This is a genomic window from Burkholderia sp. BCC1977, from assembly GCF_905339595.1.
Lineage (GTDB): Bacteria > Pseudomonadota > Gammaproteobacteria > Burkholderiales > Burkholderiaceae > Burkholderia.
Genome location: NZ_CAJPGQ010000041.1, coordinates 1 through 12,809, shown reverse-complemented (window position 1 = coordinate 12,809; position 12,809 = coordinate 1). Strand labels below are relative to the sequence as shown.

Here is a 12,809-nt window from a genome sequence, read left to right as displayed (position 1 = left end):
GGAGAACACGAATGCGCTGCCGCACGCGGCGCACCGCACTTAGGCTTCCTTGTTGCCCTTGATGTCGAAGCTCGCCGTGACGGCGCCGCCGCTGCCGCCCTGCGCGTTCTGCACGACATACTCCTGCTTGACCTTCGAGAACGACAGCGACACCGTCTCGCGGCTCTTCTCCTCGCCGGCCTTGCTGCCCGACGGCTTCACGCGCGTGACGATCACGTCGCTCATCGTGAGCTTCAGGTACTCGAGCGGGTTGCCGCCGGCCTTGCGCATCACCAGCACGGCCTGGTCGATGTGCTTGCCCGTCAGCGCGTACTTCATCAGGTTCGGGCTCGCGCGATCGATGTTGTGTTCGAACGTGAGATCCCTGACGGTCGCCTTGCCGGCGCCGCCGCCGCTACCCGAATGCATCGACGACTCCTGCAGGATTTCCCAGTCCCAGTTCAGGATCTCGATCTCGTCCTTGTGCTTGTCGTCGAGCGATTCGCCGTTGATGCCCTCGATCTTCAGAAAAATGTCCTGTGCCATGCGTAGTACTCCTTTTATTAAACGATTGGAAACGGGCCGATCATCGTTCGCCGAAGCAATCCGATTGCTCGGCCCTGCTGGGCCTGCCGGATGGTTAAGCGGCTTCCTTGATCGACGGCAGCTTCGTCACGAGCCGCAGCGAAACGGTCAGCCCTTCGAGCTGGAAGTGCGGGCGCAGGAAGAACTTCGCCTGGTAGTAGCCGGGATTGCCTTCCACGTCCTCGACGAGCACCTCCGCCGCCGCGAGCGGCCGGCGCGCCTTCGTGTCCTGCGACGAGTTCGCCGGGTCGGCGTCGACGTAATGCATGATCCATTCGTTGAGCCAGCGCTGCATGTCCTCGCGCTCCTTGAATGCACCGATCTTGTCGCGCACGATGCACTTCAGGTAATGCGCGAAGCGCGAGCAGGCAAACAGGTACGGCAGGCGCGCCGACAGGTTCGCGTTGGCGGTTGCGTCGGGGTCGTGATACTCGGCCGGCTTCTGCAGCGACTGGGCGCCGATGAAGGTCGCGTGATCGGTGTTCTTGCGATGCACGAGCGGAATGAAGCCGTTCTTCGACAGTTCAGCCTCGCGACGATCCGAAATCGCGATCTCAGTCGGGCACTTCATGTCGATCCCGCCGTCGTCCGTCGGGAACGTATGGCACGGCAGGTTCTCCACCGTGCCGCCGGATTCGACGCCGCGAATCAGCGAGCACCAGCCGTATTGCTTGAACGAGCGGTTGATGTTGACGCCCATCGCGTATGCCGCGTTGGCCCAGCCGTAGCGGCCGTGATTCGAGCCGTTCGTGTCTTCCTCGAAATCGAACTCGTCGACCGGATTGGTCTTCGCGCCGTACGGCAGGCGTGCGAGGAAGCGCGGCATCGCGAGGCCGACATAGCGTGCGTCCTCGGTATTGCGCAGCGAATTCCACGCGGTGTATTCGAGGTTCTGCGTAAAGATCTTCGTGAGATCACGCGGGTTGGCCAGTTCTTGCCACGACTCCATCTGCAGCACCGACGGGGCCGCACCGGTCACGAACGGCGTGTGCGCGGCCGCCGCCACCTTGGCGATCGAGCCGAGCAGGTCGACGTCCGGCGGCGTGTGGTCGAAGTAGTAGTCGGCCACGATGCACCCGTACGGCTCGCCGCCGAGCTGGCCGTATTCCTGCTCGTAGATCTGCTTGAAGAGCGGGCTCTGATCCCACGCCAGCCCCTTGTAGCGACGCATCGTGCGATGGAGTTCGGCCTTCGAGACGTCCATCACGCGGATCTTCAGATGCTCGTCCGTCTCGGTGTTCGACACGAGGTGGTTCAGGCCGCGCCACGCGGATTCGAGCGCCTGGTAGTCGTCGTGATGCAGGATCAGGTTGATCTGCTCGGAAAGCTTGTGATCGATCTGCGCGATGATCGCCGCGATGCTCTTGTAGGCATCGTCGCTGATCGTGATCGACTGCGTGAGCGCCTGCTCCGCGAGCGTCTGCACTGCATGCTCCACCGCTGCGCGGGCCTGGTCCGTCTTCGGCCGGAATTCGCGCTCCAGCAACTGCGTGAAATCGGACTGGGTGGTTGCCAGCGCCTCGACGGCCTGTGCTTGCTGTCTTGCCATGATGGTCATCCTCGATCGGTTTGTCGGTCAGCTCGCGTCGCCCGGATCGGCCGCGCCTGCTTCGTGCCGCTCGGGCCGCGGCGCCGCGGCCAGCGACTTCAGCAGTGCCGGGTCCTGCAGCAACTGGGTGACGAGCGCCTCCGCGCCCGACTTGCCGTCCATGTACGTCTGCAGGTTCGCCAGTTGCGTACGCGCCTGGAGCAAGCGGCGCAGCGGCTCCACCTTGTCGGCGATCGCGGCCGGCGAGAAGTCCTCCATGCTTTCGAAGGTCATGTCGACCATCATCTGGCCTTCGCCCGTCAGCGTATTCGGCACGGCAAACGCGACGCGCGGCCGGATCGCCTTCATGCGCTCGTCGAAGTTGTCGATATCGATTTCCAGGAACTGGCGGTCCGACACCGCCGGCAGCGGCTCGACCGGATGCTTGCCGGACAGATCGGCAAGCACGCCCATCACGAACGGAAGCTCGACCTTCTTCTCCGAGCCATACACTTCGACGTCGTACTCGATCTGCACGCGCGGCGCACGATTGCGCGCGATGAACTTCTGCGAACTGCTAGCGGACATGAACAGTCTCCTGACAGGGGTTGACGGATGTCGAGCTCAACGGCGCGGCTCGACGAGATGAGAAGGGGTTGCCTCGAACGTCAGCGCCTGTGCAGGCGGTGCGGAGGAATCGGTCACGCCGATCGCGACGCGGGCGAGCGGCGCCCGCGAGGCGAACGCATCGAGCCAGAGCGCGGAAAGGCGCGGCAGCACGTGCTGCTCGATGAAGCCGATGAGCACGCGCGCACCGGTCTCCTGAACGAGGCAACGGCCGACGACGTAGTTCACGACCGAATCGCCGTAGGCAAGCGCAATGTCGTGGCTGTCCGCCATGCGTTTCACGACGCGATCCAGATGCAGGCGAACGATGCCGGCGAGCGCGTCGTCGGCCAGCGGCCGGTACGGCACGACCGTCACCCGTCCCATGAACGCCGCCGGGAAGACTTTCAGCAGTTCCGGGGCGAGCGCGGCCCGCAGGCCGTCGAGATCCGGCGACAGCGACGGATCCGCGCACAGGGTCGAGCTCAGGTCGGCGCCGACGTTGCTCGTCAGCAGGATGGTGGTATTGCGGAAATCGATATGGCGGCCGTCGCCGTCCTCCATGTATCCCTTGTCGAACACCTGGAAGAACATTTCGTGCACGTCGCGATGCGCCTTCTCGATTTCGTCGAGCAACACGACCGCATAGGGGCGGCGGCGCACCGCTTCGGTCAGCACACCGCCCTCGCCGTAGCCGACATAGCCGGGCGGCGCGCCCTTCAGGCCCGACACGGTGTGCGACTCCTGATACTCGCTCATGTTGATCGTGATCAGGTTCTGTTCGCCCCCGTACAGCGCCTCGGCAAGCGCCAGCGCGGTCTCGGTCTTGCCTACGCCGGACGGGCCGGCAAGCAGGAACACGCCCAGCGGCTTCTTCGGATCGGTCAGGCCCGACCGTGCGGTCTGCACGCGCTCGCCGATCAGGTGCAGCGCATCGCGTTGCCCGATCACGCGCGCACCCAGCGTTGCCGGCAATCGGCGCACGGCGGCGATCTCGTCGGTGACCATGCGGCCGACCGGGATGCCGGTCCAGTCCGAAACGATCTCGGCGACGACGGATTCGTCGACCTCGGGAAACACGAGCGGCGCATCGCCCTGCAGCGCGGCCAGCGTCCGCTCGAGTTCGCGCAGTTGGTCGACCGATACCGGCGAGCCCGCGGCATCCTCGATCGCGGCTTCGCGCCCGGCGAGCAACGCCTGGGCGGCTGACACCTGCTCGCGCCACCGATCCGCGATCGCGGCTTCTTCCGTCGCCAGTGCGTCGATGCGCGTGCGCACGCGATGCAACGCGCTGTCCGCATCCAGGCCGATACGGGCCTCTTGCACCAGCAGGGTTTCCTCGACACGCGCCGCAGCCACGCGCTGCCGCACGTCGTCCAGCGCGCGCGGCGTCGCGTGCTGCGACAGCGCCACGCGCGCGCATGCGGTGTCGAGCAGGCTGATCGCCTTGTCGGGCAACTGACGGGACGGAATATAGCGATGCGACAGCGTCACCGCGGCACGGATCGCTTCGTCCCGCACGACGACGCCGTGATGCGACGAGAACGTCGTCACGAGCCCGCGAACCATGTCGGTCGCGGCCACCTCGGACGGCTCCGCGACCTGCAGCACCTGAAAGCGCCGGGTCAGCGCCGGGTCCTTCTCGATGTGCCGCTTGTATTCGGCCCAGGTCGTCGCGCCGATCGTGCGGATCGTGCCGCGCGCGAGCGCCGGTTTCAGGAGGTTGGCGGCATCGCCGGTGCCGGCCTGCCCGCCCGCGCCGATCAGCGTATGGATTTCGTCGACGAACAGGATGATGGGCGCCGCCGATCTTGCCGCGGCCTCGAGCACGCCCTTCAGGCGAGCCTCGAACTCCCCCTTCATGCTCGCGCCTGCGAGAAGCGCGCCGACATCGAGACTCAGCAGCCGTACGTCTGCGAGATTCGGCGGCACGTTGCCCGCTGCGATCGCGCGGGCAAGCCCCTCCACGACGGCCGTCTTGCCGACGCCGGCCTCGCCGGTAATCAGCGGATTGTTCTGCCGCCGGCGCAGCAGCACGTCGATCATGGTGCGGATTTCAAGCTCGCGGCCGATGACGGGATCGATTTCTCCGGCACGCGCCCGCGCGGTGAGATCCAGGCAATACTGCCCGAGCGCATTGCCCGTCGACGCGCCCGACACGGCGCCGGAAGCCTCGCCCGGCAGGGCCGGCGCAAGTTCGCTGCGGTCGTACGGCCCGTCCGCCGCCTCCGGCGACCCGTCGATCCAGGCGGGAAGCACGTCGCCGAGATCTTCCACGGGGATCTTGCCGAATTCAGGGGAAATGGCGAGGAGCACGCGCCGAAGTTCCGGTGTCGAGACCAGCGCCGCGACCAGCCAAGCACCGCGCACGCGACGATCGCCATGACCGAGGGTCGCCAGCACCCAGCCACGCTCGATGGCCGCCTCGACATGCCACGAGAAATCGCTGATCGAGCTCGCGCCGGCCGGCAACGCGGCCAGTGCCCGCGCAAGATCCCGCTCGAGCGCATCGCGATCGATATCCGCATGGCGCACGATTCGCTGCAGGTCGCCATCCGGCTGCTGGAGCAGTTGGTGCAACCAGTGGACGAGCTCGACGAACGGATTCCCGCGCAGCTTGCAGAAACTCGTCGCCGACTCGATTCCCCGGTAAAGCTCGACCCCGAGCTTGCCGAACAAGGTCTGGCGTGAAATGTTCATGATGGTCTTGTTTTGTTCGTTAGCGTGTTGCAAACGAATTCGTCACGGCAATGAGGACGCCTTGATGGATACCCTGCCACACGAGATCTCGAACATTCGCAACACGCTTCTCTCTCCGATTCGGGAACGACGGCCACCCCGAATCAGGAGCCGCATTATCGGCACGAAGCAATAATTACGTCAACGCATTAATTACAAAACCCACATCAAATAAAAATTCGGACTAGTCTTATATTCAATCGCATCGAAATTCGCGTAAACGCCATCGACCAACCATGCATAAGCCGCGAACAGCCCATCAAACACCCCCACCCTACGCCATTGTTATTTAGAGATAAACGACGGCATCCCGCGACAAAAAATGTAAACAAGCGACTTCAGTTTTTTGATTTGAATCGGATTTTTATTTAACCGTTGCAATTTTTGACAATCAGCCAATATCCAATTTCAGACATTTTATGGATCGAGTGCTTTTTTGAGATGAAAGATTCATCGATACTCGCATTTGATTCTCAGATCTTTCGCCATCGAACCTGCTCATGCGCCCCCTTCGCCCGCCCTGGCGTCGTCAATCGAACAGCTCGCTCATCGCGCCCGCACCGGACGACGCACCCTCGCGGCCCGTTGCCGACACGTTGTCGCTGAACGACGCCTTCGGTCCCGTACGCGCCGCCGACGACATGCTCGGTCTCCTCGGTATCGGCACCCGGGAAAGTGCTGCTGCCCGTCCGCCTGTCGCAGCGGATACGGCCGGCATCGACGCCGGCCACACCGACGCGCTGATCGATGCGCTCCATGCGCAGTACTGGCGCGCCCTGACCGACCCCGGCGCGTCGATCGATTCGGCATGGGCGCCATCGGTAGACGACACGCTCCCGCATCAGGTCGCACCGGATCACCCGCGCGACACGCATGCCTGCGAAACCCCCGGGCGTTCCGACTCGATCGAGACGTTCCTGTCCGGCAAGCGCACGATCGAGGATGCCTTCGGTCATCTGGACGGACGCGCGGAAGCAGTGACCGACGGCGAATCCGTTCCGGAGATCCTGCATCTGTTCGCGCCCCCCGAATTTCACGCGGAGTCCGCACGCCGCCCCCCTGCACCGCCTCCACCGCTTACTCGGCGCGAGCACCATGCGCTGTCCGTGGACAGTCCGCTGGCCGCGCCCTTGCGCAAGGACCCGCCATGACCAGGCTTCCCCCCCTCGATACGCCCGCCACGCATCATGCGGACAACCTCCCGCTCGTCGACCGGATCGCGCGTATCGAGGCACGCATTCGCTCGCAGCCGACGACCGCGCCCCATCGCTGGGCGCTGTTCCAGCTGCTGTGCATCGTCGGCGAGTAGTCGCGCGCGATCCGGCAACTGCAGGTTTGGGCGAAGCTCGAGCCGGGCCAGGCACGAACCGCGCAGATGTATCGCGACCTGATCCGTGCCGAACGGTGGCGGGCAAAGGTGGTCGAGGGCCAGGAACGCCCTGGCGCCGTCCTTGCGTCACCGCCCTGGACCGACGCACTGCTGGACGCGCTCCGTCACGCTGCCGACAGGCAGGTCGAACAGGCCGACACCCTCCGTGATGCGGCGTTCCAGGCGGCGTCGGACGTTCCGCTCGTCGCGCCGCAGGGCCATGCCGCATGGATCGTGGACAGCGATTCCCGCTTCGGCCCGGTCTGCGAAGTCATCACGGCCGGACACTATCGCTGGGTGCCGTTTGCCGACCTGGCAGCATGGCGCGTGTCGCAGCCGGCGCAACTAGTCGATCTGGTCTGGGCGCCCTGCACCCTCACGCTCGTCGACGGCAGCCTCATCCACGGCTTCATGCCGGCCCGGTATCCGGGTTCGGAAACCGGCAGCGATGCCGTGCGCGTTGGACGCGAGACCCTCTGGCGCGACATCGGTCGCACCGGTGTCGTCGCGCTCGGACAGAAAACCTGGGCAACGGACCTGGGCGACTTCAGCGTGTTCGAACTGGCGCACGCCGAGTTCGGCTCGCGCGTCACGCCGGTTGCGATCGACGCGGATCAAGCCCATGACTGAACGCCGAAAACGCCAGCTGGGTGCCGATGCACCGACCACACGTACGCCGCGGCGAGCCAACTCGCATCTGATGCCGACGCTGCTCGACCGCCTGCGCGACGATGCACCGCATCGACAGACCGAAGCCCCGGAGGAATACACGGTCACGCGCAAGCAGATGCGCGATATCGTGCAGCGCGATCTCGCCTATCTGCTCAACACGACGAGCATCGAAGACCGGATCGATCGCGCCCGCCATCCGCAAGCCGCTGCATCGACCGTGAATTTCGGCGTGCCGCCGCTCGCCGGCACCTTCATCGCATCGCGCCAGTGGAACGACGTCGAATGCATGATCAGCCGCGCCATCGGCGATTTCGAGCCGCGCCTGATCCCGGATTCGCTGGTGGTATCCCCCCGCACCAACGCCGATGCCAATGCCGATTCCGCGGGCGAACATCACAATGTGCTCGCCTTCGAAGTGCGCGGCCTGATTCACATGGATCCGTACCCGCTCGAATTCATGGTGCAAAGCTCGCTGGATCTCGAAACGAGCGAAATCCGGATCACGGGCATGCGCGCCGGCTGAGCACGGCGCACACCACGACCCTAACGAGGCCCCTCCGATGGACCCGCGACTGCTCGACTACTACAACCAGGAACTCATCTACATGCGCGAGCTCGCCGCCGAGTTCGCGCAGGCGCATCCGAAGATCGCGCGTCGGCTCGGCATGCAGGCCGGCGAAGTGGCCGACCCTTATGTGGAGCGCCTGATCGAATCGTTCAGCTTCATGGCGGCGCGCATGCAGATCAAGCTCGATGCGGAGTTTCCACGCTTCACGGAACGGCTGCTCGAGGTGATCTACCCGAACTACGTCGCGCCGACGCCATCGATCTCGATCGCTCGCCTGTACCCCGGGCAGTCGGAAGGCAACCTCGTCGACGGCTATCGCGTTGCGCGCGGAACCGCGTTCACCGCGCAGGTTCCCGATGGCGAGCGCACGGCCTGCCAGTTCACGAGCGGACAGGACGTCACGCTGTGGCCGCTCGCGATCACCGACGTGCGGCTGACCGGCATTCCACCGGACATCCCCGCGCTGGAGCGCTATAGCCCGCCCGACACGCAAGTGCGCGGGGCGCTGCGGATCAGGCTCGCGACCACCGGCAACATGCGGATCGCCGACCTGAAGGGACTCGACCGGCTGCCGGTCTATCTGGCGGGCGACGAACAGGTCGCGTCGCATCTGTTCGAATTGCTGCATGCGGGCGGCCTGGCTTCCGTGATCGGTGCGCCCGGCGAATTCGGCACGCCGGGCCGCCCGCCCGCGGCCGTCACCGACAATGCGGTCGAACACGAAGGTCTGGGCACCGATCAAAGCCTGTTGCCGCTCAACTGGGCCAAGTTCCACGGGCACAATCTGCTGCACGAGTACTTCGCCTGCCCCGCGCGGTTCTGGTTCTTTGCGTTGAACGGCCTGGCGGAAGGCTTCTCGCGCGTCGACGGCCGCGAAGTCGAAATCGTCGTGCTGCTCGACCGGGCGCCGGGGCCGCTCGCCAATCTCGTCGATGCATCGCGCTTCGCGCTCTTCTGCACGCCCGTCATCAATCTGTTCCGCAAGCATACCGACCGGGTCGAGATCTCGCCGCGCGACACCGAATTTCACCTGGTGCCGGCGAGACTCACGCCACTCGACTACGAGGTGTTCTCGGTCAGCGCCGTCTACGGGCAGGTCGCCGCGACGTCCTCCGAACTCGAGTTCCGACCGCTCTATCAGACGCTGAACAACGACGAAGGCAACCACGGCCGTTATTTTTCGATGCGGCGCGAGCGGCGCCTGCTGTCCGATTCGGCGCGCCGCTACGGGACGCGCACGCCGTACGTGGGGACGGAGGTGTTTCTCTCGCTCGTCGACCAGGCCGAGGCACCGTATGGCGAAAACATCCGCTTCCTGTCGGTGGAGGCGCTGTTGACGAACCGTGACCTCGCCACCCTCGTGCCGCGTGACGGCGTGCACGACCTGGAGACCGCGCAGTCCGCGCCGGTCGACAGCATCGGCCTGATCCGCCCGCCGAGCGCACCGTTGCCGCCTTATGCCGAGCGGGAAATGGCGTGGCGCCTGATCCGCCTGCTGAACTTCAACTATCTGCCGCTCGAAGCGCTCGATCACCGGGAGGGCGGGCAAGGCCTGCGCGACCTGTTGCGCCTGTATCTCGTGGATGGCGATGCCGGACAAGGCCGGCAGGTCGAAAGCCTCGTGGGTGCGAGAACGCGCCCCGTGACGCGCAAGCTGCCGGGAACCGGCCCGATGACCTTCGGTCGCGGCATCGAATGCGCGCTGACGGTCGACGAGACAGGCTTCTCGGGTGTAAGCCCCTATCTCTTTGGCGCAATCCTCGAGCATTGGCTCGCGCGGCACGTGTCGATCAACAGTTTCACTCAGACGGAGCTGTACTCGATGCAACGCGGCCGGATCGCGCGCTGGCCGGCGCGCACGGGCACGCGCGGAGCCCTGTGATGAAGCGCGCCACGCTCCCCGCGCTGCTGCGCGACAACGCGCTGTCGCCCGCGTTGCTCGACTCCCTGCAGGCCGAGCCCTGGCGCTTCGGATTCCTGTCGTTGCTGCGGCGGATCGGCGCGAACCCCGCGATCGATCCGGTCGGCACCGCGCGCCGGCCACAGGCCGAACCGTTCAGGCTGGGCCAGCAGCCGAGCCTGGTCTTCGCGCCGCGGGAAATCGCGAGCGCGCACGAGACGGCCGGACGACTCAAGGTGCGGCTGTTCGGCCTCGGCATGCTAGGGCCCAACGGCCCACTCCCCATCCACGTGACCGAAATCGCGAAGGATCGGGAAAGCAGCCGCCGCGACACGACCACGGTCGACTTCTTCGACATCTTCCATCACCGGTTCTTCACGCTGTTCTATCGTGCGTGGGCGTCCGCACAAGCGGCTGCAGGCCTCGACCGGCAACACGACGAGCAGTTCTCGTTCTATGTCGCCAGCCTGGTCGGGCAAGACATCGCCGAGATCCACCGAAGCGCCCTTCCGTCGCATGCGCGCCTGGCCGCCTCGGCCCATCTCGTTCGCGAATCGCGCAATCCGGACGGGCTGCGCGCCACGCTCGAGCATTACTTCGGCGTCCCGGTCGCCCTCGAGGAAAACGTCTTTCACTGGATCGAAATCGATCCGGCCGACTGCGGGCGCATGGGCTACCCCGGCGCCGCCGCGACGATGGGCCGGGGGGCAGTGCTCGGGCGCGTCGCGCCGGATCGCCAGCACCGGTTCCGCATCGTGATCGGCCCCGTCGATCTCGACGCGTATCTTCGCTTCACGCCGCAAGGCGAAGACCTGCCGCGGCTCGTCGAGTGGGTGCGGGCATTCGTCGGTCACGAGCTCGAATGGGAACTCGAGCTTCGCATCAAGCCCGAGAGCGCGCCGCCGGCCGTGATGGGCGGCCGGCAACGAATGGGCTGGTCCGGCTGGCTGGGCCGGCCTGCCTCCGACAAGCCAATCACCGGCATGCGCTTCGAGCCCGAACGCCATGCACGCCATTTCAATCGCCGCGATACGGCCTCCGAACATCGACCATGAGCAAGAAATCGTCTTCCACGCCCAACAAGTCCGGCCGGCCGGCCGTCGCGGATACGCCGCGCGAGGACTGGCTCGCGCCGCTGAGCGAGACGGAGCCGTGCGGTCCGGATCTCGAATACGACCATGATTTCGTGGTGCTGTTTGCCGGCACCGCGCCCAGACAGGATGTGCAATACGGCGCCTTCGTCGGTTCGCCCGATCCGCTCAACTGGAGCGAGATCGAGCGAGATTGCCGGCGGCTGATGACGCGGACGAAGGACATGCGCGTCGCCGTGCTGCACGCGCGCTGCCGCACGCGCCTGGGCGGCGTGGCAGGCCTTTCGGACGGAACGGGGCTGCTGGCGGCCTGGTTGCAGACGTTTCCGGAGCAGCTCCATCCACAGACCGAAGCCGACAACGATCGCCATGCCGCGCTGGAAATGCGGATGAACGCATTGCAGGCGCTGTCGGACCCGGAAGGATTGCTGGCCGACGTTCGGGAAATCGTCCTGGCACGATCGACCGCCACCCGGCTGCAGGTACGCGACGTCGAGCGTGCGTTCGCGCATCCGCGTCCGGTCGATGCGCTCGCGCCCGATTCGGTCGCGCTGCAGTTGCAGAACCTGCGCGAACAGCAGCCGTCGACGATGAAGGCCTTCGACGACACGATCTCGAGCCTCTCTGCCATCGACACGTGGTGCGCAACGCATCTCGAGACGTATCTGCCGGATTTTTCCCTGTTGATTCGCCTGCTCCGGCTCTTTCAGGCAAGCGAACCGCAGGTCGATACCCGATCCACCGCGTTGCCTGAGATCGAACCCGACGAACGCGATACGCCGGTGTTGGCGGCAGCCGCATCGCCGGCACGTCCGGATGACGAGCAGGCGGCCTTTACAACCTCGACGTCCGCCGTCGCGCCCGCCCCCCTTGCGCCGACGGACCGGCAGGCGGCGTTGACGTTGATCTGCGCGGCACGCCGGTGGTTCGAGACGAACGAGCCGAGCAGCCCCATTCCGGTGCTGCTCAAGCGCGCCGAACAATTCGTCGGGAAGCGCTACGTCGATGTCGTCAAGGCCATTCCGCCGGAGCTTCTCGCGCAGTGGGAAGAAGCGGACGGCTCATGACCGCACCTCGTCATGGCCCTGCGTGACGCGATGCCATGCGCGCTCGGCGATCAGCTCTCGACATCCTCGAGACTGAACACTTCCGTCTTGTCGTTGTACGAGAAAACTTCCCCATAACGCCCCCAGTCGATCACCGCATCGAGCGTTTCCTCGGCCGCCTCGTCCGACAGAAAATCCTCCAGCTCCTGCTCGAAACGCACACGCGGCGCACGATGCCCCGGGCGCTCGTTCAGCACCTTCCGGATCCGTGCAGCCAGCGGCACGTGCTTCAGCAAGTGATCCGCGAACATCAGCTTGCGTTCCTGCGTACCGAACTCCGCGAACACGCGCGCGGGCGGCGTCAGGAACACGTCCCCTTCCCGCACGTCCGCGAAGCCGAGGTACTGCAGCACTTCGGCGATCGGGAACAGTTCATCCACTTCCAGATGCAGCGTGCGGGCAATTTCCGGCATGTCCGCGCGGCCGTGATACGGCGCCATCGCGAGCGTCTCGATCAGGCCGGCCATCAGGTTGGTCGACACGCGCGGCATCCAGCTGCCGAGCTCCAACCCCTTCTTCGTCGCCTCGTTGGTCTGGCGGGCGGTCATCTTCGCGTAGATGTCGTCGACGAGCTTGCGGAAATCCGGATCCAGACGGTTGCGCGGGTGCTTGAACGGCACCTTGATCTCGGCGATCACGCGGCCCGGGTTCGACGACAGCACGAGA

The 12,809-nt window shown here is 65.5% G+C and carries 10 protein-coding genes and 1 pseudogene; 6 read left to right on the top strand and 5 right to left on the bottom strand.

Annotated elements, in window-relative coordinates; all coding sequences use genetic code 11:
• Nucleotides 1–39: 39 nt before the first annotated feature.
• The 4 genes from U5771_RS27200 to tssH all read right to left on the bottom strand — a co-directional run bounded on the left by U5771_RS27200 (nucleotide 40) and on the right by tssH (nucleotide 5,398).
• On the bottom strand, nucleotides 40–525 hold the full coding sequence (locus tag U5771_RS27200; protein ID WP_322026838.1) for an Hcp family type VI secretion system effector: 486 nt from the start codon (nucleotides 523–525) through the stop codon (nucleotides 40–42).
• A gap of 94 nt (nucleotides 526–619) precedes the next feature.
• Nucleotides 620–2,113 carry a type VI secretion system contractile sheath large subunit gene (gene tssC / locus U5771_RS27195; protein WP_322026837.1) on the bottom strand — a complete coding sequence of 498 codons (1,494 nt, stop codon included), beginning with the start codon at nucleotides 2,111–2,113 and terminating at the stop codon, nucleotides 620–622.
• Between the two features lie 27 nt (nucleotides 2,114–2,140).
• The gene (gene tssB, locus U5771_RS27190; protein WP_322026836.1) at nucleotides 2,141–2,680 is read right to left on the bottom strand and encodes a type VI secretion system contractile sheath small subunit; all 540 of its coding nucleotides are present in this window, start codon (nucleotides 2,678–2,680) and stop codon (nucleotides 2,141–2,143) included.
• Between the two features lie 36 nt (nucleotides 2,681–2,716).
• On the bottom strand, nucleotides 2,717–5,398 hold the full coding sequence (tssH, locus tag U5771_RS27185; protein WP_322026835.1) for a type VI secretion system ATPase TssH: 2,682 nt from the start codon (nucleotides 5,396–5,398) through the stop codon (nucleotides 2,717–2,719).
• Nucleotides 5,399–5,937: 539 nt separating this feature from the next.
• On the opposite strand from tssH, the gene U5771_RS27180 reads away from it, so the two are divergent.
• The 6 genes and pseudogenes from U5771_RS27180 (at nucleotide 5,938) to U5771_RS27150 (ending at nucleotide 12,104) form a co-directional block, all read left to right on the top strand.
• Nucleotides 5,938–6,588, top strand: a complete 651-nt coding sequence (locus U5771_RS27180; protein ID WP_322026834.1) for a TagK domain-containing protein — start codon at nucleotides 5,938–5,940, stop codon at nucleotides 6,586–6,588.
• Nucleotides 6,585–7,436 (top strand): annotated as a pseudogene (locus U5771_RS27170) (type VI secretion system accessory protein TagJ). The gene U5771_RS27180 and the pseudogene U5771_RS27170 overlap by 4 nt, the downstream one beginning before the upstream one ends.
• Nucleotides 7,429–8,001 carry a type VI secretion system baseplate subunit TssE gene (tssE, locus tag U5771_RS27165; RefSeq protein ID WP_322026831.1) on the top strand — a complete coding sequence of 191 codons (573 nt, stop codon included), beginning with the start codon at nucleotides 7,429–7,431 and terminating at the stop codon, nucleotides 7,999–8,001. Before U5771_RS27170 ends, tssE begins: the two are co-directional and overlap by 8 nt.
• A gap of 37 nt (nucleotides 8,002–8,038) precedes the next feature.
• Nucleotides 8,039–9,928 carry a type VI secretion system baseplate subunit TssF gene (gene tssF / locus U5771_RS27160; RefSeq protein ID WP_322026830.1) on the top strand — a complete coding sequence of 630 codons (1,890 nt, stop codon included), beginning with the start codon at nucleotides 8,039–8,041 and terminating at the stop codon, nucleotides 9,926–9,928.
• Nucleotides 9,928–11,001 (top strand): type VI secretion system baseplate subunit TssG, encoded by a 1,074-nt coding sequence (gene tssG / locus U5771_RS27155; protein WP_322026889.1) that lies wholly within the window; start codon nucleotides 9,928–9,930, stop codon nucleotides 10,999–11,001. Before tssF ends, tssG begins: the two co-directional genes overlap by 1 nt.
• Nucleotides 10,998–12,104: an ImpA family type VI secretion system protein gene (locus U5771_RS27150; protein WP_322026829.1), complete on the top strand. Its 1,107-nt coding sequence runs from the start codon at nucleotides 10,998–11,000 to the stop codon at nucleotides 12,102–12,104. Before tssG ends, U5771_RS27150 begins: the two co-directional genes overlap by 4 nt.
• 50 nt (nucleotides 12,105–12,154) lie before the next feature.
• Here U5771_RS27150 and U5771_RS27145 read toward each other — a convergent pair.
• Nucleotides 12,155–12,809 (bottom strand): AAA-associated domain-containing protein (locus U5771_RS27145; RefSeq protein ID WP_322026828.1); only part of this gene is annotated, 655 nt, incomplete at its 5' end.

Coding starts and splice junctions, on each gene's coding strand:
- U5771_RS27200 (WP_322026838.1), bottom strand. CDS start 525: ATGGCACAGGACATTTTTCTGAAGATCGAGGGCATCAACGGCGAATCG.
- tssC (WP_322026837.1), bottom strand. CDS start 2,113: ATGGCAAGACAGCAAGCACAGGCCGTCGAGGCGCTGGCAACCACCCAG.
- tssB (WP_322026836.1), bottom strand. CDS start 2,680: ATGTCCGCTAGCAGTTCGCAGAAGTTCATCGCGCGCAATCGTGCGCCG.
- tssH (WP_322026835.1), bottom strand. CDS start 5,398: ATGAACATTTCACGCCAGACCTTGTTCGGCAAGCTCGGGGTCGAGCTT.
- U5771_RS27180 (WP_322026834.1), top strand. CDS start 5,938: ATGCGCCCCCTTCGCCCGCCCTGGCGTCGTCAATCGAACAGCTCGCTC.
- tssE (WP_322026831.1), top strand. CDS start 7,429: ATGACTGAACGCCGAAAACGCCAGCTGGGTGCCGATGCACCGACCACA.
- tssF (WP_322026830.1), top strand. CDS start 8,039: ATGGACCCGCGACTGCTCGACTACTACAACCAGGAACTCATCTACATG.
- tssG (WP_322026889.1), top strand. CDS start 9,928: ATGAAGCGCGCCACGCTCCCCGCGCTGCTGCGCGACAACGCGCTGTCG.
- U5771_RS27150 (WP_322026829.1), top strand. CDS start 10,998: ATGAGCAAGAAATCGTCTTCCACGCCCAACAAGTCCGGCCGGCCGGCC.